19 protein-coding genes and 2 pseudogenes are annotated in these 24,656 nt (G+C 70.2%); 10 read left to right on the forward strand and 11 right to left on the reverse strand.

Annotated features, from left to right (window positions below):
* Positions 1-1,051 (reverse strand): annotated as a pseudogene (locus tag ABZ297_RS36320) (5-methyltetrahydropteroyltriglutamate--homocysteine S-methyltransferase); the annotation flags it as partial.
* 91 nt (positions 1,052-1,142) lie between these two features.
* On the opposite strand from ABZ297_RS36320, the gene ABZ297_RS36325 reads away from it, so the two are divergent.
* A complete protein-coding gene (locus ABZ297_RS36325) occupies positions 1,143-1,982 on the forward strand; it encodes a LysR family transcriptional regulator (protein ID WP_355356045.1) in 840 nt (279 codons plus the stop codon).
* 18 nt (positions 1,983-2,000) lie between these two features.
* Here ABZ297_RS36325 and ABZ297_RS36330 read toward each other — a convergent pair whose 3' ends face one another.
* Both ABZ297_RS36330 and ABZ297_RS36335 read right to left on the reverse strand, forming a co-directional pair.
* Entirely contained in the window at positions 2,001-2,681 is a 681-nt protein-coding gene (locus ABZ297_RS36330; protein WP_355356013.1) for a DNA alkylation repair protein, read from the reverse strand.
* Between the two features lie 10 nt (positions 2,682-2,691).
* Complete coding sequence (locus ABZ297_RS36335; protein ID WP_355356015.1) at positions 2,692-3,357, reverse strand: TetR/AcrR family transcriptional regulator; 666 nt, start codon at positions 3,355-3,357, stop codon at positions 2,692-2,694.
* A 98-nt stretch (positions 3,358-3,455) separates the two neighbouring features.
* Between ABZ297_RS36335 and ABZ297_RS36340 the strand changes: the two genes are divergently transcribed.
* The 3 genes from ABZ297_RS36340 to ABZ297_RS36350 all read left to right on the forward strand — a co-directional run bounded on the left by ABZ297_RS36340 (position 3,456) and on the right by ABZ297_RS36350 (position 6,852).
* A complete protein-coding gene (locus tag ABZ297_RS36340; RefSeq protein WP_355356017.1) occupies positions 3,456-4,607 on the forward strand; it encodes an acetyl-CoA C-acetyltransferase in 1,152 nt (383 codons plus the stop codon).
* Positions 4,608-4,697: 90 nt separating this feature from the next.
* Positions 4,698-6,176, forward strand: a complete 1,479-nt coding sequence (locus tag ABZ297_RS36345) for a glycoside hydrolase family 3 N-terminal domain-containing protein (RefSeq protein WP_355356019.1) — start codon at positions 4,698-4,700, stop codon at positions 6,174-6,176.
* Between the two features lie 4 nt (positions 6,177-6,180).
* A complete protein-coding gene (locus ABZ297_RS36350; protein ID WP_355356021.1) occupies positions 6,181-6,852 on the forward strand; it encodes a pentapeptide repeat-containing protein in 672 nt (223 codons plus the stop codon).
* A 69-nt stretch (positions 6,853-6,921) separates the two neighbouring features.
* Here ABZ297_RS36350 and ABZ297_RS36355 read toward each other — a convergent pair whose 3' ends face one another.
* The 4 genes from ABZ297_RS36355 to ABZ297_RS36370 are packed head-to-tail and all read right to left on the reverse strand — an operon-like array spanning position 6,922 to position 10,228.
* Positions 6,922-7,950 carry a nitronate monooxygenase gene (locus ABZ297_RS36355; protein WP_355356022.1) on the reverse strand — a complete coding sequence of 343 codons (1,029 nt, stop codon included), beginning with the start codon at positions 7,948-7,950 and terminating at the stop codon, positions 6,922-6,924.
* A 31-nt stretch (positions 7,951-7,981) separates the two neighbouring features.
* Positions 7,982-8,704, reverse strand: a complete 723-nt coding sequence (locus tag ABZ297_RS36360; RefSeq protein ID WP_355356024.1) for a CoA-transferase — start codon at positions 8,702-8,704, stop codon at positions 7,982-7,984.
* Complete coding sequence (locus tag ABZ297_RS36365) at positions 8,691-9,464, reverse strand: CoA-transferase (RefSeq protein ID WP_355356047.1); 774 nt, start codon at positions 9,462-9,464, stop codon at positions 8,691-8,693. The genes ABZ297_RS36360 and ABZ297_RS36365 overlap by 14 nt, the downstream gene beginning before the upstream one ends.
* 8 nt (positions 9,465-9,472) lie before the next feature.
* Entirely contained in the window at positions 9,473-10,228 is a 756-nt protein-coding gene (locus ABZ297_RS36370) for an enoyl-CoA hydratase family protein (protein WP_355356026.1), read from the reverse strand.
* A 46-nt stretch (positions 10,229-10,274) separates the two neighbouring features.
* On the opposite strand from ABZ297_RS36370, the gene ABZ297_RS36375 reads away from it, so the two are divergent.
* Complete coding sequence (locus ABZ297_RS36375) at positions 10,275-11,015, forward strand: SDR family oxidoreductase (RefSeq protein WP_355356028.1); 741 nt, start codon at positions 10,275-10,277, stop codon at positions 11,013-11,015.
* 32 nt (positions 11,016-11,047) lie between these two features.
* Positions 11,048-11,956: an SDR family oxidoreductase gene (locus tag ABZ297_RS36380; protein ID WP_355356030.1), complete on the forward strand. Its 909-nt coding sequence runs from the start codon at positions 11,048-11,050 to the stop codon at positions 11,954-11,956.
* A 25-nt stretch (positions 11,957-11,981) separates the two neighbouring features.
* Here ABZ297_RS36380 and ABZ297_RS36385 read toward each other — a convergent pair whose 3' ends face one another.
* Complete coding sequence (locus ABZ297_RS36385) at positions 11,982-12,680, reverse strand: NIPSNAP family protein (protein WP_355356032.1); 699 nt, start codon at positions 12,678-12,680, stop codon at positions 11,982-11,984.
* A 312-nt stretch (positions 12,681-12,992) separates the two neighbouring features.
* Between ABZ297_RS36385 and ABZ297_RS36390 the strand changes: the two genes are divergently transcribed.
* Positions 12,993-13,808, forward strand: a complete 816-nt coding sequence (locus ABZ297_RS36390; protein ID WP_355356034.1) for a hypothetical protein — start codon at positions 12,993-12,995, stop codon at positions 13,806-13,808.
* A gap of 51 nt (positions 13,809-13,859) precedes the next feature.
* Positions 13,860-14,078, forward strand: a pseudogene (locus tag ABZ297_RS36395) (RNHCP domain-containing protein); the annotation flags it as partial.
* 159 nt (positions 14,079-14,237) lie between these two features.
* On the opposite strand, the gene ABZ297_RS36400 reads toward ABZ297_RS36395, so the two are convergent.
* The 3 genes from ABZ297_RS36400 to ABZ297_RS36410 form a co-directional block, all read right to left on the reverse strand.
* Entirely contained in the window at positions 14,238-15,842 is a 1,605-nt protein-coding gene (locus ABZ297_RS36400) for an Ig-like domain repeat protein (RefSeq protein ID WP_355356036.1), read from the reverse strand.
* A 203-nt stretch (positions 15,843-16,045) separates the two neighbouring features.
* Positions 16,046-20,011 (reverse strand): ThuA domain-containing protein, encoded by a 3,966-nt coding sequence (locus ABZ297_RS36405; protein WP_355356038.1) that lies wholly within the window; start codon positions 20,009-20,011, stop codon positions 16,046-16,048.
* Positions 20,012-20,254: 243 nt separating this feature from the next.
* Complete coding sequence (locus tag ABZ297_RS36410; RefSeq protein ID WP_355356040.1) at positions 20,255-21,232, reverse strand: multicopper oxidase domain-containing protein; 978 nt, start codon at positions 21,230-21,232, stop codon at positions 20,255-20,257.
* Positions 21,233-21,956: 724 nt separating this feature from the next.
* Between ABZ297_RS36410 and ABZ297_RS36415 the strand changes: the two genes are divergently transcribed.
* Both ABZ297_RS36415 and ABZ297_RS36420 read left to right on the forward strand, forming a co-directional pair.
* The gene (locus tag ABZ297_RS36415) at positions 21,957-22,613 is read left to right on the forward strand and encodes an urease subunit gamma (RefSeq protein ID WP_355356041.1); all 657 of its coding nucleotides are present in this window, start codon (positions 21,957-21,959) and stop codon (positions 22,611-22,613) included.
* Positions 22,610-24,445: an urease subunit alpha gene (locus ABZ297_RS36420; protein ID WP_355356043.1), complete on the forward strand. Its 1,836-nt coding sequence runs from the start codon at positions 22,610-22,612 to the stop codon at positions 24,443-24,445. Before ABZ297_RS36415 ends, ABZ297_RS36420 begins: the two co-directional genes overlap by 4 nt.
* Positions 24,446-24,656: the final 211 nt, after the last annotated feature.

Raw genomic sequence — 24,656 nt, forward strand, 5'->3', positions numbered from 1 at the left:
GCGCGACGCCGTCCCGGTCGGCGCGGGCCAGCTCCACCACCTCGGCCACCTTCTGCTCCGCGAACGCCAGCCGCGCCCGCAGGGCGGGGTCGAGGTCCGGCTCCGCCTCCACGTCATACGGCACGTGCAGCAGCGAGCAGGACGTGCTCACCACCACCTGCTCGGCCTGCACGGCTCGCAGCGCCGCCAGCGCCCGCTCGGGCGAGGTCCGCCACACGTCCCGCCCGGAGACCACGCCCGCCACCACGATCTTGCCGGGCAGCGCGGGAACCGGCCCGCCGCGCACCAGGTCCACGCCGATCGCCTCGACCGGGGTGGCGGCCAGCACCGGCAGCGCCTCGCCCAGGCCACCGAAGTAGGAGGCGACGAACAGGCCCGGCCGGTTCGCCGACGCCCCCAGCCGCTCGTAGGCGGTGGTGAGCGCCGCAAGTTCCTCCGGCGTCCTGTCGGCCACCAGCGCCGGCTCGTCGAGCTGCACCCAGGCGACGCCCTCGGCTGCCAGCGCCGCCAGCAGCTCCTCGTAGCAGCCGAGCACCTCGTCCAGCCGGTCCAGCGCCGAGCCGAGCAGCAGGAACGTCACCGGCCCGAGCACCACCGGCCGGGTCTCGAACCCCAGCTCCCGCGCCTGCCGGACCTCTCCGAGCGGCTTGGACGCGTCCAGCTTGAACACCGTCTCGGAGGTGATCTCCGGCACGATGTAGTGGTAGTTCGTGTCGAACCACTTCGTCATCCGCAGCGGCGCCAGCCCGTCTGTGCCTCTGGCCATCGCGAAGTACGGGTCCGCGGCCTCCAGGTAGCGCGCGGGCACCGCGCCCAGCAGCACCGCCGTGTCCAGCACCTGGTCGTACAGCGAGAACGTGTTGCTCGGCAGCCCGTCCAGGCCCAGGGCGGCGAGTCGCCGCCAGGTCTGCTCGCGGAGCGAGGCGCCCACCGCCTCCAGCTCCTCGCGGGTCGAGCGGCCGTCCCAGTACGACTCCAGGGCCCGCTTCAGCTCCCTGCGCGGGCCGATCCTCGGGTATCCGAGCACGGTGGACTGGGGAAATCGGGACATCAGACTCTTGCTCCCTGCGTCAGCGGGTGGATCGAACGCAGGCATCCTGCCCAGCGGTCGTGATCTGGTGCACCATGTATTGGTGACGCTTATGCTCAAGGAGATCCAGTGCTTCGCGGGCGTGGCCGGGCGGCTCAGCTTCTCGCGGGCCGCGGCCGACCTGGGGATGTCCCAGCCCGCCATGAGCCAGGCCATCACCAGGCTGGAGCGCGCGGCCGGGGTCCGGCTCTTCGAGCGGAACGCGCACCGGGTGCGGCTCACCGCCGAGGGCAGGGCGCTGCTGCCGTACGCCGAGCAGGTGCTGGAGTCCGCCACGGCGTTCTCGGCGGAGGCGGCTCGGCTGGCCCGGCCGATCATTCACCTTGCTTATCCACCGCTCGTCGGCGCGCTGGCGGCGCGGATCGCGCGGCGGCTGGCGGGCCGGACCCCGGCCATCGGGGTCGAGCTCACGGTGGCGGGGCGGAGCACCGCGTCCAAGGCGCTGGCGGGTGGCGAGGTGTCGGCCGCCATCCTCGCCACCCCGGCCCCCGCCGCGTTCGTCACCGCCGCCAGGTTCCACGTCACGGTGGACCACCTGGCCGTGCCCGCCGGTCACGCCCTGGAGGCCAGGCCCAGGGTCGGGCCGCCGGACCTGGCCGGGCAGGTGCTGCTGACCCCCGGCAGCCGCCCGTGGCAGGGGCTCCCAGGCCGGGCGCGGATGGTGGCCGACGACGACTTCGCCGCGGCGCTCGACCTGGTGGCGGCGGGCGCGGGCGTGCTGCCGATCCCGCAGCTCCTGGTCAGGACCGTGCGCCGCGACGACGTGCGGTTCGTCCCGCTCGACGCGGGCGGGCTGCGCATCACGTACGCGCTGGCCTGGTCGAAAGAGCGCGTCACGCCCGAGCTGATGGCGCTCGTCCAGGCCGTGCAGGACGCGCTGTGGACCAGATGAGCCGCGTGGCGCCCGCGCCTACGTGACGGGCAGGTTGCGCAGCGCCTCGCGGCGGCTCAGCCCCGAGATGCCCTTGGCCTGCACGTACCGGACGACCTCATCCGGGCTCACCTTCGCGTACTCGCGCAGCGCCCAGCCGATCGCCTTGCGGGCGAAGAAGTCGTTGTCGGACAGACTGGGCTCGATGCACGCGTAGAGCAACGCGGTGTCGGTGCGCTCCTTGAAGCGGTTCTGGCACAGGATCGCGGTGCGGCGTTTCCACAGGTCGCCGTCGTGCGCCCACTCCAGCATCAACGGGCGCATCGAGTCGGGGAAGGCCGTGAGCAGGCCGCCCACGCGGTGCGTGGCCAGCTCGTCGACGAGATCCCACCAGGCGCCGGTGACGACCATCTCCTCGTACATCGGCACCGTGTAGAGCGTCTGGAACTCGCGGTAGTGGTGGTAGCCGGTCAGCTCGATCGCCGCGTACCGCTCCTCGCGGTACTCGGCCTCGCGCCACAGTTCGAGCACCGCCCGCCGCCACTCGGGCGCGCTGGGGATGCGGTTGTCGGCGAACACCCGCCGCAGCGCCGCCCGCCGGGGGGCGGCCTGCACGCCGAGGAACGGCATCGCCGACTTCATGTACGCCTGCATCATGGCGGCCTTCTCGGGCTCGGCCGCCTCTCGCAGTGCCTGTCGCACCGCCTTGCCGAGGCTCATCCCTGCCGGCTCATCCCTGCTGGGTGGTCCGCTCGCCGGTGGCGAGGCCGTCGAAGAGCACGGTGATGTAGTGCTCGGCCAGCCCTGCCGTGTTCAGCCGGCCACCCGGACGGAACCAGCGCACCGCCACCCAGATCGTGTCGCGGATCATCCGGTAGGTCAGCTTGGGGTCGACGTCGGCGCGCAGCTGCCCGGCCGCCTGGCCCGCCTTGATCTGGGCGACCCAGAGCTGCTCGACCTCCTCCTCGGCCTTCACCAGGTAGTCGAAGCGCTCGATCTGGCGCAGGTAGTTCCAGTCGTTCTGCATCACGGTGATCGCGGCGCGGTGCGGTTCGAGGGTGCCGAACCCGATGCGCACCATCTCCGACAGCACACTCCGGGGGTCGGTGCCGGAGTCGATCGCCGCGCGGTAGCGGGCGAGCAGGTCGTCGAGGAAGGTGGAGAGCACCTCGTCGACGATCGTCTCCTTGGAGTCGAAGTGGTGGTAGAGACTTCCGGAGAGAATGCCGGCCTCGGTGGCGATCTCACGTACCGTCGTCGCCTGGAAACCCTTGCGCGCGAAGATCTCCGCGGCGAGCTTGACGAGGTGGTCGCGGCGCTCAGATGCCGACTCTGAGGTCGCGCGCGGGCGCTTCGCCGGTGTGGCGGTTGCTCCGGAGTTCTTTCGCGTTGTCACGCCTCCCATTATGAGCCCTCGCACAATCGCTTGTTCGCCGAACAGGTCCTGCTCACCCGCGGTTCCCGTCTCGACCAAGCGCTTGCTACGATGCCAGGATGAACGAGGCGTACATCGTCGGCGCGGTCAGGACCCCGGTCGGGCGCAGGAACGGCGGCCTCGCCCGCGCGCACCCCGCCGACCTCGGCGCGCACGTGCTGAAAGAGCTGCTGGCCCGTACCGGAGCCGACCCCGCGGCCGTGGAAGACGTCGTGTTCGGCTGCGTCGACACGATCGGCCCGCAGGCCGGCGACGTCGCGCGCACCTGCTGGCTGGCCGCCGGGCTGCCGGAGGAGGTGCCGGGCGTCACCGTGGACCGCCAGTGCGGCTCCTCGCAGCAGGCGCTGCACTTCGCCGCCCAGGCCGTCCTGTCGGGGACCTGCGATCTGGTGGTGGCGGGCGGGGTGCAGAACATGAGCATGGTGCCGATCGCGTCGGCGATGCTCGCCGGGCGTCCGCTCGGCCACGACACGCCCTTCTCCGGCTCTAAGGGCTGGGCCGAGAGGTACGGGACGCAGGAGGTCTCCCAGTTCGCCGGGGCCGAGCAGATCGCCGCGAAGTGGGATATTTCCCGGGAAGACATGGAAGCGTTCGCCTACGAGTCCCACCAGCGGGCTGTCGCGGCCATCGACTCCGGGCGGTTCGCGCGCGAGCTCGTCCCGTACGAGGGGGTGGCGGCCGATGAGGGGCCGCGGCGCGACACCACGCGGGAGCGCATGGCGGCGCTGAAGACGCTGACCGACGGCGGGCGGCTCACGGCCGCGCTGGCCTCGCAGATCTCCGACGGCGCCGCCGCCCTGCTCGTCGCGTCGCCGCGAGCCGTCCGCGAGCACGGCCTGACGCCGCGCGCCCGCGTGCATCACCTGTCGGCGCGCGGCGGCGACCCGATCATGATGCTCGCCGCCCCCATCCCCGCCACCGCGCACGCCCTGCGCAGGGCCGGGATGACGATCGGCGATTTCGACGTGGTGGAGATCAACGAGGCGTTCGCGTCGGTCGTGCTGGCCTGGCTCAAGGAGAGCGGGGCCGACCCCGCGCTCGTCAACCCGAACGGCGGCGCGATCGCCCTCGGCCACCCGCTCGGCGCGACCGGCGCCGTGCTCGCCGTGAAACTGCTGCACGAGCTGGAGCGGACCGGCGGCAGGTACGGCCTGCAGACCATGTGCGAAGGGGGTGGCCAGGCGAACGTCACCATCATCGAACGCCTCTGACCCCGCGGGGCTGCGGCCTCGGTGGTGCGGGTGGTTGACGTTTTGAAATGCCTCTAGAAAATAGGAAACTTTCCTATTAGATTTCGGGTCATGCCCAAGAGCGCTGACCTGCTTCGCCTGGCCGACGCCGTCCTGCTTCCCGGATTCCAGGGAACCACGCCGCCCGACTGGCTACGCCGTCGCCTCGGCGAAGGGCTGGCCGGAGTCGTGCTGTTCTCCCGTAACATCGCCGGACCCGCCCAGCTGGCCGCCCTGACAGCGGCGCTACGCGCGGAGAACCCCGCGCTGCTGGTGGGCACCGACGAGGAGTCGGGCGAGGTGACCAGGCTGGAGGTCGCCACGGGCAGCAGCCGCCCCGGCGGCTACGCGCTCGGCGTCGTGGACGACGTGGCGCTGACCGAGGCCCTGGCCAAGGACCTCGGGGCGGACCTGGCGGCGGCAGGGATCACGATCGACTTCGCCCCCTCAGCGGACGTGAACTCCAACCCCGACAACCCGGTCATCGGCCTGCGGGCCTTCGGCGCCGACGCCGACCTGGTCTCCCGGCACACCAGGGCGTTCGTCCGGGGCCTGCAGTCCACCGGCGTGGCCGCCTGCGTCAAGCACTTCCCCGGCCACGGCGACACCGCGGTCGACTCCCACCACGGCGTCCCGGTGGTCGCGGCCGCCGGGGTCGACCGCGCGCTGCGCCCCTTCCGCGAGGCGATCGCGGAGGGCGTCAAGGCGGTGATGACCGGGCACCTGCTGGTGCCCTCGTACGACCCCGACCTGCCCGCCACGCTCAGCCCCAAGGTGCTGACCGGGCTGCTCCGCGAGGAGCTGGGCTTCGACGGCATGGTCATCACCGACGGCATCGAGATGGCCGCCGTCGCCGGCATGTACGGCATCGGCGGGGCCTCCGCCCGCGCCATCGCCGCCGGGGCCGACGCCATCTGCATCGGCGGCGAGCGCTCCGATGAGGCGACCGCCGTGGAGGTGCGCGACGCGATCGCCGCCGCCGTCACCGAGGGCCTGCTGCCCGAGGAGCGCCTGGCAGACGCCGCTCGCAGGGTCCGCGAGCTGGCCGTCTGGACCACCTCCTCGGGCAGCACCACTCCGGCGGACGGCCACATCGGCCTCACCGCCGCCCGCCGCGCCCTCAGGATCACCCGCAGGTCCACCGTCCCCGTCCTGCCGCTGACCTCCGCCCCCCAGGTGATCGAGCTGTCACCGGAGATGAACCTCGCCATCGACAAGGGCACCCCGTGGGGGGTCGGCGAGCCGCTGCGCGAGCTGCTGCCGGGAACCCGCGTGGCCCGGCTCGCGGCGAGTGAGGCGACCGGTCCCGCGATCGAGCGGCTGATCATGGAGGCCGGCCCGCGTCCGATCGTCGTGGCGGTCCGCGACGCGCACCGCCACCCCTGGCAGGGGGAGGCGCTGCGGCACCTGCTCAGCGCCCGGCCCGACGCCGTGGTCGTGGAGATGGGCCTGCCGGAGCGATCCGACCTGGGCGCCGTCCACATCGCCACGTACGGGTCGGCCAGGGTCTGCGGGCAGGCCGCCGCGGAGGCGATCACCGGTAGCCTGTGACACCGTGAACTTCGACGGCGAGGACCTCTCCCACACGTCCCTGACCGATCGGCTCTCCGGCGATGAGCCGCACGTCTTCCGCGGCTGCGACCTCACCGAGACCGAGCTGTGGGGAGCCTCGCTGGCGGGCGCCCGGTTCGAGTCGTGCGTGCTGGAGCAGACCGACTTCCGCAAGGCCGACCTCGACGGCGCCGTCTTCACGGGCGGCGGCGGGATGCGCACCAGGTTCAACGACGCCGACCTCGTCGACGCCGTGTTCACCGACGTGGACCTGGCCTCGGCGCAGTTCGGCGGGGCGCTGCTGACCGACACGTCCTTCACCGGCTGCCGCATGATCGGCGCCTCACTGACCGCGTCGAGGGGCACCGGCTTCAAGGTCGCCCGCTCCAACCTGACCATGGCCAACCTCGGCGGCTGCTCGCTGCGCGGAGAGCTCATCGAGGGCGTCCGCTTCGACGAGGCCGACCTGTCGGGCTGCGACTTCACCGAGGCCACGTTCAGCGACTGCCGGCTGCGCGGCACCCGCATCGTCCGGGCCGTCTTCACCAAGGCCGACCTGCGCGGCGCCGACCTGGGCGAGCCCGACGACGGCAAGCTGCGAGCCTTCGCGGGAGCGACCATCAACCAGGCACAGGCCGCCGCTCTGCTCGCGGCGCGCGGCATCACGGTGCTCTGATCCCTGCTCTGACCGTGTTCCGCCAGACGGTGTTCCGACAGACGGCGTTCCGGCGGACGGCCCGAGCCGTCAGCCCGCTCCGAGCCGCCCCAGTGCCGTCTCGGCCTCGGCCATGATCCGGGTGATCAGCTCCTCGCACGAGGGCAGGTCGTCCAGCACCCCGACCACCTGGCCCGCCGCCATCACGCCCAGGTCGGCGCGGCCGTCCACCATGGCCGCCCTGAGCAGCACCGGCGTGTTCGCGGCCTGGAGCACCTGGGCCCAGGTCAGCTCGCGGCCCTGCCGCATTCGGCGGCCCTCGCGGATCAGCTCGCCCCACGACAGGCCCGACAGCCGCTTGAACCGCGCGCCGTTGACGACGGCCCGCAGCAGCCGCGAGCGCTCCAGCGACTCGACGAACGGTGTCCGCAGCACCCGGTGCGGAACCCCGTCGACCCTCGTGGTCACCAGCGTGTCGCGGGCCTCCAGGTAGACCTTCTTCACTCCGTCGGGCACGGGCGAGTCGCTGGTCAGCAGGAACCGGGTGCCCATCGCGACGCCGCACGCCCCGTACGCCAGCGCCGCCACCAGGCCGCGCCCGTCGAAGAAGCCGCCCGCCGCCACCACCGGGATGTCGACCGCGTCGACCACCTGGGGGAGCAGCAGCGTGGTCGCCACCGGCCCGGTGTGGCCGCCGCCCTCGCCGCCCTGCACGATCACCGCGTCCGCGCCCCAGCCGGCGACCTTCTCCGCGTGCCTGCGCGCCCCCACGGACGGGATCGTCACCACGCCCGCGTCCCGGAGCCTCGCGATCAGCTCCCGCCTGGGAGCCAGCGCGAACGACGCCACCCGGACCCCCTCGCGGATCATCACCTCGACCCGTTCGCGCGCGTCGTCGGCGTCGGAGCGGATGTTCACCCCGAACGGGGCGTCCGTGCGCTCCTTCACCTCCCGGATCGCGGCGGTCATCTCCGCGACCGACATCGTGGCGGCGGCGACGACGCCCAGGCCGCCCGCCGTCGAGGTGGCCGCCGCCAACCGGGCGCCCGCGACGTACCCCATTCCGGTCTGCACGATCGGATACCGGCAGCCGACCAGCTCGGTCAGGGCCGTCCGCACGCCGCCCCCTCGCGTCCCCGCGGCGTCGCGCTCACGCCGCCACCTCGCGTTCGCGCAGCCCGCCCGGGTCGAGGGCCTCGTCGAGCAGCCGCCTCTCCTCGTCGGTGGGCGACCGCGTCTCGGGGACGTCGTCCGGGACGTGCAGTTCGAAGCCGGTCGCCGCCACCACCTCGGCCACGTCCACGCCGGGATGCACCGAGACCAGCCGCATGGCCCCCTCGGGCGTGCCGAAGTCCAGCACGGCCAGGTTCGTGACCACCCGCCGCAGCTCGTGGGCGCCCCTGTCGGTGCCGAGCCCGCTGACCATGTCCACCTGGGGCACGAACACTCTGGGGGAGTGCCGGGGGATCCAGTAGCTCGTCGGGCCGCACCGGGTGTTCCCCGGCGCCCCGCGCACCCCCAGGAGCTGCGCCTTCGGCCGTGCCCAGTCGCCGATGCAGGAGATGTTCGTGTTGCCGAATCTGTCGATCTGGCTCGCGCCCAGCATCACGTGCCGCCGGCCGTTCAGCACCAGCCACAGGTGGTCGCGGAACGGCAGCCAGCCCTCGACCACCTCGGGCGCCTCGCCCAGCGCGGGCACGTCGCCGGTCAGCAGGCAGACGCCGTCGTGGGTCAGCAGGTCGGGCTCGAAGGTCAGCCTGGCCAGCCGCGCGCCCAGTACGGTGACGGCCCCGCCGATCCCGGCCGCCAGGATCTCCCCGTCGCCCCTGAACGCCTCCGCGCACGCGACCACGCACACGTCAGCCCTGCTCATCGAAGTCCTCCCACGGCGTGCTCGCGTACTGGCGCTGGAGCTCCTCGTCGCGGCCGTAGTCGGGCTCGCACGAGGTGAACCAGGCTCCGCCGGGGGCCTCGACCACGCCGGTCACCATCGACCGGCTGATCAGCAGCGACTGCACCGGGCCCTCCTTCAGCAGGTCGGCCGTGTCCACCAGCCGCTCGCACGAGACGTAGCAGCGGGTGGCGGCCTTGGCGTAGAGGTCGTCGAAGTACGGGTCGGGGCCCAGGTACTGGGCGTTGCCGCGGCGGTCGGCCCGGTTGAGGTGCACCAGCGCGACGTCCATGGTCAGCGCGGGCACCGCCACCAGCTCCTCGCCGTCGCCGTACGGGGAGCGGACCGTCCGCAGACCCGGATTGACCCGCAGCACGTCGGACCCGAGGCCGGCCCGTGTCGGCAGGAACGGCAGCCGGTGCGCCGCCGCCAACAGGCCGAACATGAACATGCCCTCGTCGTACTCGGTGAACTCGATCTCGCCACGCTGCCTGGCGGCCCTGAAGTGCGGTTCGAGCGGGATCGAATCGAGCGTGACGAACGGGGCGACCACCCTGCGCACCTTCCCGGCCGCGCAGAGCATGCCCACGTCCGCGCCGCCGTACGAGATGAGCGTGAGGTCGTCGATCGGCGAGCGCAGGACGCCGCGTACCAGCGCCAGCGGCTTGCGGCGGGAACCCCAGCCGCCGATGCCGATCGTCATCCCGCTCTCCAGGGAACCGACGACCTCCTCGACGGACATCACCTTCGTCACGCAGGCTCCTCCTCGCGGGTGCTCTCCAGGAAGCGGTCGCGGTGCGCGTCGCCCGCGCCCATCAGGTTCAGCTCGAAGGTGAAGCCCTGCTCGAAGCGGTAGCTGCGGTTGACGTCCACCGGGTCGATGCCGTTCAGCGACTCCTTGGCGCGGCGGATCACGTACGGGTCCTTGGCGGCGATCCGCTCCGCCACCTCCATGGCCGCGTCGCGCAGCTTGTCGCGCGGCACCACGTCCAGCACCGAGCCGAACGCGTGCAGCTCGGACGCCGTCACGTTCCTGCACGTGTAGACCATCGCCCGCATCAGGTGCTGGGGCACCAGCCTGGCCAGATGGGTGGCGGCGCCGAGCGCGCCCCTGTCGACCTCGGGCAGCCCGAAGTAGGCGTCGTCGCTGGCCACGACGATGTCGGCGCTGCCCGCGAGGCCAACCCCGCCGCCCAGGCAGTACCCGTGCACGGCCGCGATCACCGGCACCTCGCACCCGTAGACCGCCGCGAACGCCGCGTAGCAGCCCCTGTTCGCCCCGACCAGCGCGGTGTGCCCCTCGGTGGCCTGCATCTCCTTGATGTCCACGCCCGCGTTGAACCCGCGCCCCTCCGCGCGCAGCACCACCACCCTGGTTCCGGGGTTCCGCCCGGCCTCCTGGACGGCCCGCGCCACCTCGTGCCAGCCCTGGACGGGCAGCGCGTTCACCGGGGGGACGTCCATGACGACCTCGGCGACGGGCCCGTCCCGCAGCGTGATTCCCATCCCGCTCCCTGGTTGCACCTAACGCTTGCTTGGTACGGTAGCACCCGTGACCGCGACTTACGACTACACGGGCAGGACCGTCCTGGTGACGGGCGGAACCCGCGGGCTCGGTGCGGGGATCGCGCGGGCGTTCGCCGAGGCCGGCGCGGACGTGCTGGTGTGCGGCCGTACCCCGCCCCCCGCCGCCGGGCCCGGCCTGCGGTTCGTCCGGGCCGACGTGCGCGATCCCGAGGACGTCGAGCGGCTCTTCGCCGGGCTCGACCGGCTCGACGTGGTCGTCAACAACGCGGGCGGCTCGCCGCACGCGCCGCTGGAGGGCACCTCGGGACGCCTGCACGCCCGCGTCATCGAGCTGAACCTCACCGCGCCGCTGCTCGTGTCGCAGCGCGCCCACCCGCTGCTGGCCGCGTCCGGCGGGACGGTCCTGATGATCGGGAGCTCCAGCGGGACGCGGCCCTCGCCGGGCACCTCCGCGTACGGCGCGGCCAAGGCGGGCCTGCACCACCTGGCGCGCTGCCTCGCGGCCGAGTGGGCGCCCGCCGTGCGGGTCAACACGGTGGTCGTGGGGCTGGCCGAGACGGAGAACGCCGCCGACCACTACGCCGGGAAAAATCGTGAGCTGGGGGCGACCATCCCCGCCGGACGGATGGCGACCCCCGCCGACGTGGCCGAGACCTGCCTGTGGCTGGCCGCCGCGCCGCGCTACGTCACCGGCGCGCAGGTGCACGTGGACGGGGGCGGCGAGATGCCGGCCTGGCGATACCTAGTTTCCAACGAAATTTCCTGATATTTGTGCGTGATCGTTCTCAGGAGGTCTGCGTGGGGATCTGTGACGGCCGAGTGGTGATCGTGACCGGCGCGGGCCGGGGTATCGGCAGGGAGCACGCGCTGGAGTTCGCCAGGCAGGGCGCCCGCGTCGTGGTCAACGACCTCGGGACGGGCCGCGGCGGCGACGGCAGGTCCGGCGAGCCCGCGCTGGCGGTCGTGGAGGAGATCCGCGCGCTCGGCGGCCAGGCGGTGGCCAACAGCGACGACGTGGCCGACTGGGACGGCGCGGCCCGCCTGGTGAAGACCGCCGTCAGCGCCTACGGCAGGCTGGACGCGCTGGTGAACAACGCCGGGTTCGTCCGTGACCGGATGCTGGTGTCGATGACCGAACGCGACTGGGACGACGTGATCCGCGTCCACCTCAAGGGCCACTTCATGCCGCTGCGGCACGCGGGCGCGTACTGGCGCCAGCTCGCCAAGTCCGGCACCCGCGCCGACGCCCGCGTGATCAACACCTCCTCGGGCGCGGGCCTGCTCGGCAGCGTCGGACAGGCCAACTACTCCGCCGCCAAGGCCGGGATCGCCGCCCTGACCCAGGTGGCGGCGGCCGAACTGAGCAGGTACGGCGTCACGGTCAACGCCATCGCCCCCGCCGCTCGCACCCGCATGACCGAGGACGTGTTCGCCGGCGCCATGGCCGCCCCCGAGTCGGGCTTCGACACCATGCACCCGGCGAACGTCGCGCCGCTCGTGGTCTGGCTCGGCTCGCCCGCGTCGGCGCACGTCACGGGACGGATGTTCGAGGTGGAGGGCGGCACGGTCGCGCTGGCCACCGGATGGCGGCACGGCCCCCGCGTCGAGCACGGAACGCGCTGGTCGGTCACGGACGTCGGCGAGGCGGTCTCGGCCCTGCTCGAATCGGCCCCCGCACCCGAACCCGTCTACGGCACCGGCAGGTAGCCGCCGCTGTCGAGGCGCTCTCCGTTCAACGCAGGGCCGAGCGGGCGGTGGGGGCCAGTCGGAGGCGCTCCGGGGGAGCGGTCAGCCGTCCTTCGAGCGCGGGCAGGTAGGGATCACGCTCGTCCTCCACGCTGTCGAACCGGGCGAACCATACGAAGACGTTCTCGCCCGTGCGTACGGGCAGCGCCGGGTAGGTGTTCTCCGCGTGCTCTGTCGCGAAACAGGCGATCGGCGGCACCCCGGCCTCGGCCAGCTCCGGCACGGCCCGCTCTGCGAAGAACTCGGCGAACCCGTCCTCGACGTGGTAGATCGTCGCCACGTACAGGGCGGAGGAGGCGCCGCCCTCGCCCAGGCCCGGCCGCTCGCGGCCGGGAAACGGGTCGTCGGCATCGGCGGGGTCGGTGGCGGGGGAGCGGAAAAGCGCGGCGGGTACCGGGCGCAGGAGGAGCACGTTGTCGGAGTCGAGCATCGTGGCGTTGGCGGCGTCCCGGTTCGCCTTCCAGGTGGGGCCGCCGTAGAAGGTGGTGAGGGCCCGTCGCCTCGCCTCCATATCCGGAAAATTCCGCATCCATGGATACGTGTCTGGGTCGTCCAGGTTGCGGAACTGGCCGACGACGCCCATCCCCGCCGCCTCCTGCGACTCGATGAACTCCCGCTCGAACAGCTCGATCAACGTGTCGCGCCGTCCGGGGCGCATCGTGTACTGCCGCAGCTCGTAGATCATGCGCCGGACGGTACGCGTCCCTCACTGACATCCGCCGTCAGCGAATGGCGACCGAATTATCTTCTGATTACTTAGAGTCGCCAAACGACCACGCTTGGCTATAGGATCGCCTTGCGTCATGATCGCAAGGTCAAGCAAGCGCCAAGGAGCCGAAGTGATCAAGAATCTGTCCGGCCACTCCTTACGCGACGCCGTCGTCGCCTAGCCGCCCACCGGCACGCACCTCCCGCCGATGACGCGTCCGGCATCGAGGCCCACGTTCATCGCTCCCGGTTCGGAATGATCTGGATTGCGGCGTATTAGCATCGCTCAGTGACTATCTGCGCCTATGTGACCTTCGATGACCCCGGCGGCCACGACGACGAACGGGAGGCGGCCCTCGCCGCCTGGCAAGAGGCGGGCATCGAGGGGCGTACCGAACGCTGGGACGATCCCGCCGTCACCTGGAGTGCGTACGACGCCGTCGTCGTCCGCTCGGTCTGGGACTACCTCGATCGCCGGGCCGACTTCCTGGCCTGGGCCCACCAGGTCGAGAGCGTCTCCAGGCTGCTCAACCCGGCGGCCGTGCTCGAGTCCAACACCGACAAGACCTATCTCAGAGACCTGGGCGTGCCCGTCGTGCCCACCCACTGGTCGTCGCAGGGCCTGCCGCACTGGGAGGAGTACGTCGTCAAGCCCGCGATCTCCGCGGGCGCCCGCGACACGATCAGGACCACCGACCCCGACCGCGCGAAGGCGCACGCCGCCGCGCTCGAAGCCTCTGGCCGTGTCCCCATGGTCCAGCCCTACCTCGACATGGTCGAGTCGGAGGGCGAGACCTCGCTGCTGTACTTCAACCGCCGGTTCAGCCACGCCGTCCGGCGCACACCGATGCTCTCCGAGGGAATGACCGGCGCGGATCACGTCCGGGCGGAACCGCGCACCCCGGCCCCGGACCAGGTCGAGCTGGCGGAGAAGGTGCTTGCCACCATCCCCCAGGCACTTCTGTACGCGAGGATCGACCTGGTCCGGCTCCCCGACGGCACTCCGGTCGTGATCGAGCTGGAGCTCACGGAGCCGTACCTCTTCCTCCACTACGCCCCCGAAGCCCCCGCCAACCTGGCCAGGGCGCTCCGCGAGCTGCTGTAGGAAGCCCTGGGCAACTGACTGGGGTGTGGGGAAATCCAGTTGCGCGGGCGCGTGCTGGACGCCCTCGGCACCCGACACAGAAACCACTGCCCCACCTGCCTGTGGTCCAGGCACCTGGACGACACGCCCGGCGACCGGTCGGTGAGCTGCGCCTCGGCGATGGCTCCGATCGCGATCCAGGTTCGGCAGGGCGGGGAGTGGGCGGTCGTCCATCGCTGCACCGGATGCGGCGAGCTGGACGCCGACCGGATCGCCGGAGACGACAACCCGCTGGCGCTGATGCGCCTGGCGGTGGCGCCGCTGGCCCAACCACCGTTCCCCATGGACTGGTTCGCGAGCCTCCAGCGGAGCCGTCTTCCCGTGCTGGTTCGCGGGCCTGCCCTTCCGCAGGACGGGCCCGCGAGCTTCGCCGCCTGCCGGTTGACGGGTTCACTTCTCCTTGCAGCTGTTGCCCTTGCCTGGCTTCGGGCAGTCCGTACCCGACGTGTCCTTGACGACCATGAACGTGGCCGTACCGACACTGGAGGTGTTTCCGGCCTTGTCGGTGGCTCGGTAGGTCACGGTGCGCTTGCCGGGCTGACCGACCGTGAGCGGCTGCGTGTACACCGCGAACGGCTGGCCGTCGAGCGAGTACTCCACCTTGTCCACCCCCGACTCGGAGTCGGTCGCCGAGATCGTCACCGTCGCGGAGTCCACATAGTTCCAGGCCCAGTCCTGATTGCCGGTGATCCTCGCCGACACCTGCGGCGGAGTGGTGTCCTCTCCCTGGGGAGCCACCACGGTGAACGTCGCCGAGCCCACCGTCGAGGTGTTTCCCGCTTTGTCGGTGGCCCGGTATCGCACTGTGTGCGCGCCCGCCTGGTTGATCGACACCGGAGCCGAGTACGTCGTGAAAGCCCCGTTGTCGAGCGAGTACTCCACCTTGTCCACCCCGGACTGGGAGTCGGTCGCCGAGATCGTCAGCGTCGCGGAGCCCAGGTAGTTGCCGTCCTTGTCCTTCTCGCCGGCCACCTGCGCCGTCACTTGCGGCGGAGTGGTGTCCTTCTCCTGGGGAGTCACCACGGTGAACGTCGCCGAGCCCACTGTCGAGGTGTTTCCGGCCTTGTCAGTGGCCCGGTAGGTCACGGTGTGCGCGCCGGGCTGGCCGAGCGTGAGCGGCTGCGTGTACACCGCGAACGGCTGGCCGTCGAGCGAGTACTCCACCGTGGCGACCCCAGACTCGGAGTCGGTCGCCGAGATCGTCACCGTCGCCGAGCCCAGGTAGTTGCCGTCCTTGTCCTTCTCGCCGGCCACCTGCGCCGTCACCTGCGGCGGAGTGGTGTCCTTCTCCGGCGGAGTCACCACGGTGAACGTCGCCGAGCCCACCGTCGAGGTGTTTCCCGCCTTGTCGGTGGCCCGGTATCGCACTGTGTGCGCGCCCGCCTGGTTGATCGACACCGGAGCCGAGTACGTCGTGAAAGCCCCGTTGTCGAGCGAGTACTCCACCTTGTCCACCCCGGACTCGGTGTCACTCGCTGAGATCGTCACCGTCGCGGAGCCCACGTAGTTGCCGTTCGGGTCCTGGTCTCCCGTCACCTGCGCCGACACCTGCGGCGCGGTCGTGTCCGTACCGCCACCATCCGTGACCACGAGCTCCCCGACCATCTGGTGGCCGGGAATCGCGCAGAAGAAGCGGTACTTTCCGGGCCTGAGGTTCACCTGAACCTCGTGCCGTCCTCCACTGGCGTCGTAGGGACTGGCGATGATGTTGAGATTGACGTCGTGGTTGTAGCCCGGGGTGGAGGTGTCGAAGGTCAGGGTGTGGGTCATACCGGTGTTGTTGCCGGTCGCCGCGCTGTTCTCGAAGACGATGGTGGCAGGTCCCGCCGTCGCCGTACTCGGCGCCGACTTGTACGCGATCATGCTGTTGTCGGCGGTCCAGGTGAGCACCTGGTCCGCAGCGTGAGCGGTCAGCCCCACCCGGGGCTGCACGGCTGCTTGGACTGACGACAGGAAGAGCGCCGGAAGCGCCACACCCAGCATCACCACGGCCAAGCCCGGCGCCGTGGTAGCGGCTTTGAGCGCCCTCCGTAAGGTCCTGATCAGGAGGGCGGGAAGAGATCGGACATGCATGTCTCGTTGCACCTCTCACAGTCTGCGCGCGTGCCAACGGACGGCGCGCTCCGGCTGGGGTCACCTGGATGGGGTGCCGGGCGCGGGGAACGCTCCCCCGCCCGGCACCCGGCCGATGTACCGACTTAGAGTTCGCGCACCCGGATGTTGCGGAATTCGATCAGGTCGTTGTTGCTGTGGTTCTGCAACCCGACGAACCCACTGATGAACTGGCGCAGATCCGTGGGCGGGTCGCCGGCGCGGGACGACGATTTACCCGGTGTGTTGTCGAACTCGTTGATCACCTTGCCGTTGCGGGTGATCGTGTAGTGCTGCCCGACAACCCGGACCTCGTACTCGTTCCACGTGCCCTTCGGGGTGACCCCGGCCTTGTCCAGGCCGTTGGACGCGAAGTTGTAGACGGAGCCGGTCTTCTGCGGCTCCCCCGTGTCGCCGTCGTAGATCTGGACCTCCTGACCGCAGAAGATCGCGACCCATGCGGGGGACGTACGGGCCGACCCGACCGTCCCACAGCTTCCGGTGGGACGCTGGTCCAGCGGGGTTCTCGGGTCCGGGAACCGCACGAAGACTCCGCTGTTGGCGCGATACCCGTCGGGCGCGACGTCACGGAACTGCAGCCTCAGGGAGAAGTCGGCGTACGCCTTCTTCGAATACCACAGCATTCCGAGACCACCGGAGGCGCGGATCGTGCCGTCCCGCTGGAGGGTGAACTGTCCGGACGGAGCCTGGGACCATCCCTGGAGGGACTCCGCCGTCCCATCGAAGATGGTCTCGTACCCGTTCGTCTTGCCGATCTCGGACTGGGCGCCTGCCTTCTTGAGCGTGGCCGCCTCGCTGTTGCTGATGACGCCGTCCTTGCGGAACTGGTTCACCAGGTCGTTGAGGTGGCTCACGAACTCGCCGTGGTTCGACCAGGCGCGCTCGTCGTCGATCAGGTCGTTGATCGTGCAACCGCCGCCGGCCACGCGGTTGGCCACGCCGGTGTCGCTGTCGAGCAGCCAGACCGTCGGGCGGGTGTCAGGCGCCGGACAATCGACCTTGACGTCGATCGTGCCGGTTGCCACCTCGCCGTTGGCGTAGGTGACCTTCAGCGTCGCCTTGTAGGTGCCGAAGTTCGCGTAGGTGTGCGTCGGGTTGGCCTCCTTCGACGGCTTGCTGCCGTCGCCGAAGTCCCACTCCCACGACACGCCGCCGGCCTTCGTGTTGGAGAAGGCCACCGTCTTGGGCGTGCTCTGCCGGACGGCACGCGCCACGGCGTCGCTCGGGTTCGGTGTCGCCGGGCCACCGTGGTAGGTGATGCGGATCAGCTTCTGGTTGGAGTGGAGGCTGAAGAAGCCGCTGCCGTAGTCGAGCAGGTAGAGCGCGCCGTCCGGACCGAACTTGGCGTCCATCCATTGCTGGAGTTGGGTGCTGCCGCCGCCGGTCTGGACGATGCTGCGCAGATCCTCACCGAAGGCCGGCCGGCCCGCGTCCGGGACGGTCTTCGGGTCGACGGTCACGGCGACGCGGTTGTTGCCGTTGGACTCGTCACCGATGAACCATTTGTCGTCCCAGTACGCCGGCCACGCCACACCGCTGTCGCTGTCGATCTGGGAACGGTGATAGGTCGGCCCCGACATGATCGCCTGGCCGCCGCCTCGGAGGTAGGGCTCGGTGAAGGTCTCGTCGCCCTGCTTGTAGGTGGGGAGACCGCTGCCGTCGCTCCGCTTCGGGTAGACCGGGCCGCCGCCCTGCGGCGAGTACCAGATCATGTTGGAGCGCGCTGATGGGATGTCGACGAGGCCCGTGTTGCGCGGCGAGGTGTTCTTCAGATGGTCGCAGTCGTACCAGTCGGCGGGCTGGGTGGCGTCGACGTTGCTGCGGTCCCGGTAGGGCTGCTTGTCGCCCATGCAGTACGGCCAGCCCTGGTTGCCGGCGGACGTGAGGATCGTCGCGGTCTCGTACTTCGCCGGTCCCCACGTCTCGCTCGGGCCGCCGGCGTCCGGACCGACCCAACCGGCGGTCAGCCAGTTGTTCACGTTGTCCCAGGCGAACCGCGCGATGTTGCGGACACCCATCACCCAGATCTCCGGGCGGGTCTTGCCGCCTCCCTCTTCCTTACCGGTGAACAGGTTGCCCTTGGGAATCGTGTAGGTGCCGTCGGGCTCCGGGTGGATACGGATGATCTTGCCGTTGAGGTCGTTGGTGTTGCCCGCGGTACGGCGGGCGTCCTGGAACGAGACGCCCTTGTAGTCCTGGGTCCAGTTGTTCCCTGAGTAACCGCCCGAGCCGCCGGAGGAGTTGTTGTCACCGGAACCGATGTAGAGGTTGCCGTCCTTGTCGAAGGTCATGGCTCCGCCCGCATGGCAGCAGCTGTGGATCTGGGCGTCCCAGTGCAGCAGGTCCTTGCGGGTGCTCTGGTCGATCGACTGCTTCGCGGCGTCGTAGCTGAACCGGGAGACCGTTCGCTGGCCGATCCGCTTGTCCCTGTCGATCGACTCGTGCGGCATCCAGTAGACGTAGACCCAGCCGTTCTCCCCGAACTTGGGGTCGAGCGTGATGCCGACCAGACCTTCCTCGTTCTTGACCAGCTCGTCGCCGCTGCCGCGGTTGCCCATGACCGGGAGCGTGGTCAGGAGCTTGACCTGCTTGCTCTTCGGATCCCACTGGTGGATGGTGCCGCAGCCGAGGCCGACCTTGGGGTCGTTCCAGTCGACGATCGGGCCGGTGGGGCAGGCCGCCTTGCCGATGTAGAACACCTTGCCGTCCGGTGCGATGGTCAGGCCGTGGGGCTCGCCGATCTGGTCGAGCTGCCCTGACTGGTTCTGCCCGGTCAGCCGCTCGGTGGTGTAGTTCGACGCGATGGTCGCCTGGCAATCACCGCGGACCAGACCGGTCGCCCACATGATGGCGCCGCCGAGGTGGCTTTGGAACTGCTTGTCGCTGGTGTAGCTCGCCTTGGTGCCGCCCATGCCGGTGTAGAACGACCGGCCGCCGTCGTAGTCGCGGCACCAGGAGATCGGGTGGAACCGGCCGTTGCCGTTCAGCCCCGGGTCATAGGTGTTCTCCTCGACCTGCGCCACCGTATGGACCTTGCCCAGCGGGTTGGGACTCCAGTTCATCCACGTGTCGGTCCGCGGCAAAGTGACGGGCAGGCCCTTGTTCGCCGGGTGCCGGCGGTCGATGAGGTCGACGACGGCCTTCTGTTCCTGGCTCTCCGGGGGAGGTCCGGCGGTGGGGCCGAACAGCCGCAGCTCGGCCAGCTGGATCAGGGGCTCGCCGCTGTTCGCGGTGATGTTGAGCCGGTAGTACTGGTACGCCGTGGTGTTGTCGAACGTGTATTCCTTGGTCTGGAACCGCTGAGGGAAACTCTCACCACTCCGCTTGTCCAGGTCTGTCCAGGTCGTCCCGTTCTGTGAGCCCTGCAGGGTCCAGTCCTTCGGGTCACGGCCGGGGTAGTCATTGGCCGAGGTCAACGCATAGTGGGCTACCGCGATCGGCTTTTCGATCTTCCCTTGCACCCACCCGGTCGGCGTCCGGGTCAACCACTTGGTGTCGTTGCTCCCGTCGAACAGCTTGTCCTTCGTCTCGTTCGGCGGGTTCTCCCCGCTCGCCGTACTCTCCACCACCTTCTCCGGGATGGGGAGGCTGCCGGCGGGGCGGGTGCCGATCAGCTCGGTGAACCAGGCCGAGTCCGCCTGGGCGCGAGCGGCGTCGTGGACTCCGACGAATCCGCCGCCATTCCTGATGTACGCCTGCAGGGCGGCCAGCTGGCCGTCGTTCAGGGCCGCTCCCTTCGCGGACAGGAAGGCCACGCCGCGATAGCGCGCCAGGCTGTCGGCGGTGAAGACGGCCGGATCCTCCGACACGTCGACGGAGAAGCCGTTCCCCTTGCCCAGCTCTTTGATCGCCGCCGTGGCCTGCTCGACCGGGTCGTCCTGCTGGGCGGCCGGGCCGTGGAAGACGAGCATGCTGACCGAGGTGCCGTCGGCCGGTGCCGTGGGGCCGGCCTCGGCCTGTGCCGGTGCGGCTGGGGCCTGTGCCGGTGTGGCGGCGGCCTGTGCCGGGGCAACCGGTGCCGCCAGGCCCAGTGTCAGAGCGGCGCCCGACATCGTGATCAGTACGCGGCGCCAGGCGGGTGGTCGGGGCTGTACGAAAAGGCCTCTTCGACCCATCGTTGGCTCCTTCAGGTTGGGGGGTTGGCAAACCTGGTGGAAGTGTTGCGGCCATCCGCGGTGGCGACCGGTCTCGCCGATGCCGGACGTGGCGCCACCTCGTGATCGCCTTTCGACGCTTTGCCGCTCACACCTGGGAGCAGCGGGGACGTCCTCCCAGACGGCGACTCATGGCTCGCGTCAGTGATGCGTGCCCATGGGGTGATCCGGCATGTTCCCGTTCGCGTCGGTCACCATGAACACACCGGCCATCCCCATGTCGGAGTGACTCTGGACGTGGCAGTGGTACATCCACGCCCCAGGGCCGACGCGTTCGCCGGCGATCACCTGGAAGCCGAACGACTCGGCGGGTCCTGTGATCTTGGTGTCGATGATCCGGCTCGGGTCCTGAGGGCTTTCCAGCAGACCGGTGCGGTTGTCGGCCCAGCGATGCCCGTGGATGTGGAACGTGTGGAAGAAGTCACCGTGCGTGATCACGATGAACTCCACCCGCTCGCCAAGCTTCGCGACGAATTCGGGTGCGCCATGGGCCGGTCGGTTGTTGATCGACATGTCGTTGAAGACGACGGTGAACTGCTTGTCCGGTATGACATCGCCCTTCCGGCGCACTACCAGCGGTCCGTAGAGCCCCCGCCGGATGCCGCCGGTGCCGTGATCGGTCCCTACGACGTGGTCGTGGTAATGCCAGTAGCCCGCGCTGCCGGGTTCGATGAGGCCGCCCGGGCGCCGCCCCGGGGTGTGGGTGCGCCAGACGTAGGTACGCCGGCCTCCCGGTTCCACCACGCTGTCGTTCAACCTCGTGCCGTCGCTGGCGGTGTCGTAGTCCACCCCGTGCACGTGCAGGCTGGCCGTCACGTCCAGGTTGTTGACCATCTCGATCTCAAGGGTCTCGCCCTCGACCATTTCGATGAGGGGGCCGGGGATCGTGGCCTTGCCGGGCTCCAGGCCGTAACCCAGCTGACCGTCCGGGAGTTGCTCGGCGTAGAGGGTGATGCGGCGGACGTCGCCCTTGCCGCCCGGCTTGTCCGTAGGCTTGTCGGCCACCGCCTTGGCCTGGCTTGATGCGATTAATGGTGCGAACGCGGCGACTGCCGCGGACGTGGTGAAGGCACGCCGGGAGAACAGGCTTTTCGCCATGTCTCTGCCTACCTCGGTCATGGTTCCCCCATCGGTGACGGCACCCCACCTGCGTGAGGGCAGGGTGCAGCTGCTCGTGATGCCGGAAGCGGGCCGGCGTGGCGACTTGGTCGAGCCGGCCAGGAAGAGGAGTGCGTTGGGAGCGTGAGGGGCAGATCGCGTATCACTGCGGGTTGGGGACAGCAGTTAGGTTGACTTCCGATGGAAGTACGCGCCTTTTTCGCCGAAATGTCAAGGAGTAGCGCCGAAAGAGCCGGGATTTCCGCGTATATCTGGCCAAAGGTCTGCGTAACGCCCGCGCTGCGGCACCCAACGCGTCCCAGGTCGCGATCGACAGCGGGTAGCCCTTGACCAGTGGAAACGCGAATTGCTGGGGCGTCCGGATGTGTATGGCTGTCACCGATCGTTCAACGGTGCGGCTGCCGGCCGACCCCGTCGACGCCCCCGCCCTGGCGCTCGGCCGCTACTTGGACATCCTGGCCTGGAAGCAGCTCGGCGTCGGCCTGCTCGGCGCACGGAGGCCGCCTGAGATTGGTTCGCAGAGGGCCAGCCTGCCTGGTCCAGGCGTAGCCGCGCATGGGTGTGCGCGCCTTTCCTGAAAGCTCTGTTGCGGTGCTGTTTTGGTGAGACCAAAGTGGCCAGGCATCCTCTGTCAGTCTTCGCCACTTACTGTAATCATTTGTGTGCACTAAGTGCTTTGCTGGCTTGGTGTCAGTACATCGGAGGAAGCCTGCGAGGAGACGATGTGCATCTAACCCCCCACGAGCAGGAACGGCTGCTGATCCATGTGGCCGCCGACGTGGCCCAGAAACGCCGGGCTCGCGGACTGCCGCTGAACTATCCCGAGGTCGTCGCGCTGCTGACCGCGCACGTGCTGGAGGGCGCCAGGGACGGCAGAACCGTCCGGGAGCTCATGGAGTCCGGACGCGAGGTGCTCACCTACCAGGAGGTGATGGAGGGCGTGCCCGAGATGATCGACATGATCCAGGTGGAGGCGACCTTCCCCGACGGCACCAAGCTGGTCACCATCACCGATCCCATCGCGGCGCGCGCGAACATCCTGGGCCCTGGCCAAGTCGAGCATCCCGACGGGGTCGGGCCGGTGCACGTCAACGAGGGCCTGCCGGTGACCCGGGTCGAGGTCCGGAACACCGGCGACCGCGCCGTCCAGGTCGGCTCCCACTACCACTTCTACGAGGCCAACCCGGCACTGGAGATCAGACAGGCCGACGCCTCGGGCCCACCTGACCGGGCCTGCGCCTACGGCATGCGGCTGCACATCCCGGCGGGAAAGTCCCGGCGGTTCGAACCCAACGAGACGGTCGAGGTCGACCTGGTCCCGCTGCAGGGGGAACGGATGGTGTGGGGCCTGCGGGGCGAGGTCGGGGGTGCGCTGCGATGACCGAGGAGCAGCCGTGGCTCGTGGAGCGCGCCGACTACGCCGACCTGTACGGCCCGACCACCGGGGACCGGATCCGGCTCGCCGACACCGACCTGCGGATCGAGGTCACCGAGGACTGGGCGGGCGGCCCCGGCCACAGCGGTGACGAGTTGGTGTTCGGCGGCGGCAAGGTAATCCGCGAGTCGATGGGCCAATCCTGCCTGCGCCGGGTGGACGGCGCGCCGGACACCGTGATCACCGGGGTGGTGATCCTGGACCACTGGGGAGTGGTCAAGGCCGACGTCGCACTGCGCGACGGCCGGATCCACGCCGTGGGCCGGGCGTACAACCCCGACACCATGAACGCGCGCCACGGTCGCGACACCACCGGCGACATCAGCGGCGCCGCCTCCGGCCCGCCCAGGCCCGCCGACATCGTCGTGGGACCGGAAACCGAGATCATCTCCGGTAACGGCAAGATCCTCACCGCGGGTGGCGTGGACACCCACGTCCACTTCATCTGCCCCGAGCAGATCGACGAGGCGCTCGCCTCGGGCGTCACGACGCTGATCGGTGGCGGCGCCGGCCCGGCCGAGGGGAGCAAGGCCACCACCGTCACCGCCGGTGCCTGGCACATCGCCTCCATGTTCCAGGCTCTGGACGCCTGCCCGGTCAACATCGGGCTGCTCGGCCAGGGCGCGACGATGTCGCGCGAGTCGATGCGGGACCAGCTGCGCGCCGGGGTGCTCGGGTTCAAGGTTCACGAGGACTGGGGCGCCACCCCGGCGGTGCTGGACGCCTGCCTGCAAGTGTGCGAGGAGTCCGGCGCCCAGCTAGCCATCCACGCCGACACCCTGAACGAGGCCGGCTACCTGCACGACACCGTGGCGGCCATCGGCGGTCGCTCCATCCACGCCTTCCACGTCGAGGGGGCCGGCGGCGGGCACGCCCCCGACATCATCAAGCTGGCCTCCTACCCCAACGTGCTGCCCGCCTCCACCAACCCCACCCGGCCGCTGACGGTCAACACCGTCCCCGAGCACATCGACATGGTGATCGTCTGCCATCACCTCAACCGGCTGGACCCGGCGGACCTGGCCTTCGCCGAATCCCGCATCCGTCCCTCCACCATGGCCGCCGAGGATGTCCTGCACGACATGGGCGCCATCTCGATCATGTCGTCCGACGCCCAGGCCATGGGACGCATCGGCGAGATGATCCTGCGCACCTGGCAGACCGCGCACGTGATGAAGCGCCAGCGCGGACTCCTGGACGGCGACGGCCCCGCCGACAACCTGCGTGCCCGCCGCTACGTCGCCAAGTACACGATCAACCCGGCCATCGCGCACGGCATCGGCCACGCCGTCGGCTCCGTACGACCCGGCCTGCTGGCCGACCTGGTGCTGTGGGAGCCCAAGTTCTTCGGCGTCAAGCCGCACCTGGTGATCAAGGGCGGGCAGATCGCCTACGCGCAGATCGGCGACGCCAACGCCTCCATTCCCACTCCCCAGCCGATCCTGCCGCGTCGCATGTTCGGTGCCCTCGGGCACGCCCCCGGCGGCAACTCGGTCAACTTCGTCTCCAGCCACTTCGCCGGCCTGCCCGGCCTGCGCAAACCGTTCACCGCCATCACCGACACGCGCGGGCTGACCAAGGCCGACATGCGCGAGAACGACGCTACTCCCGAGATCGACGTCGACCCCCGCAGCTTCACCGTCACCATCCCGGGCAGCGGCGGCACCAGTCACCCCGACGACAAGGCCAAGGACGTCAGGGCGGTGGTCGAGGAGGACCGGGTGACGCCGGAGTACCGTGCCGAACTGCCCATGGCCCAGCGGTACTTCCTGTTCTGACCGCGTGAACGAGGAGCGACGATGAGTCCTGCGGCCCTGTTGGTGCTCGGTGACGGCCGCTTCCCCTCCGGCGGGCACGCGCACTCCGGAGGGGCGGAGGCCGCCATCGCGGCCGGTCGAGCCGCTCGGAAGCTACCACTGCTGCCCGTTCCCCGCGATCTACATGGTCCGCAGGCCGGTCGTCATCGGTGGCAAGCAGCTCCGCCCGGCC

Source organism: Nonomuraea sp. NPDC005983 (assembly GCF_040614375.1).
Classification (GTDB): Bacteria; Actinomycetota; Actinomycetes; order Streptosporangiales; family Streptosporangiaceae; genus Nonomuraea.

Coding starts and splice junctions, on each gene's coding strand:
- ABZ297_RS36340 (WP_355356017.1), top strand. CDS start 3,456: ATGAACGAGGCGTACATCGTCGGCGCGGTCAGGACCCCGGTCGGGCGC.
- ABZ297_RS36410 (WP_355356040.1), bottom strand. CDS start 21,232: ATGACCGAGGTAGGCAGAGACATGGCGAAAAGCCTGTTCTCCCGGCGT.
- ABZ297_RS36360 (WP_355356024.1), bottom strand. CDS start 8,704: ATGAGCAGGGCTGACGTGTGCGTGGTCGCGTGCGCGGAGGCGTTCAGG.
- ABZ297_RS36405 (WP_355356038.1), bottom strand. CDS start 20,011: ATGTCGGGCGCCGCTCTGACACTGGGCCTGGCGGCACCGGTTGCCCCG.
- ABZ297_RS36330 (WP_355356013.1), bottom strand. CDS start 2,681: ATGAGCCTCGGCAAGGCGGTGCGACAGGCACTGCGAGAGGCGGCCGAG.
- ABZ297_RS36345 (WP_355356019.1), top strand. CDS start 4,698: ATGCCCAAGAGCGCTGACCTGCTTCGCCTGGCCGACGCCGTCCTGCTT.
- ABZ297_RS36385 (WP_355356032.1), bottom strand. CDS start 12,680: ATGATCTACGAGCTGCGGCAGTACACGATGCGCCCCGGACGGCGCGAC.
- ABZ297_RS36365 (WP_355356047.1), bottom strand. CDS start 9,464: ATGTCCGTCGAGGAGGTCGTCGGTTCCCTGGAGAGCGGGATGACGATC.
- ABZ297_RS36325 (WP_355356045.1), top strand. CDS start 1,143: ATGCTCAAGGAGATCCAGTGCTTCGCGGGCGTGGCCGGGCGGCTCAGC.
- ABZ297_RS36420 (WP_355356043.1), top strand. CDS start 22,610: ATGACCGAGGAGCAGCCGTGGCTCGTGGAGCGCGCCGACTACGCCGAC.
- ABZ297_RS36370 (WP_355356026.1), bottom strand. CDS start 10,228: ATGGGAATCACGCTGCGGGACGGGCCCGTCGCCGAGGTCGTCATGGAC.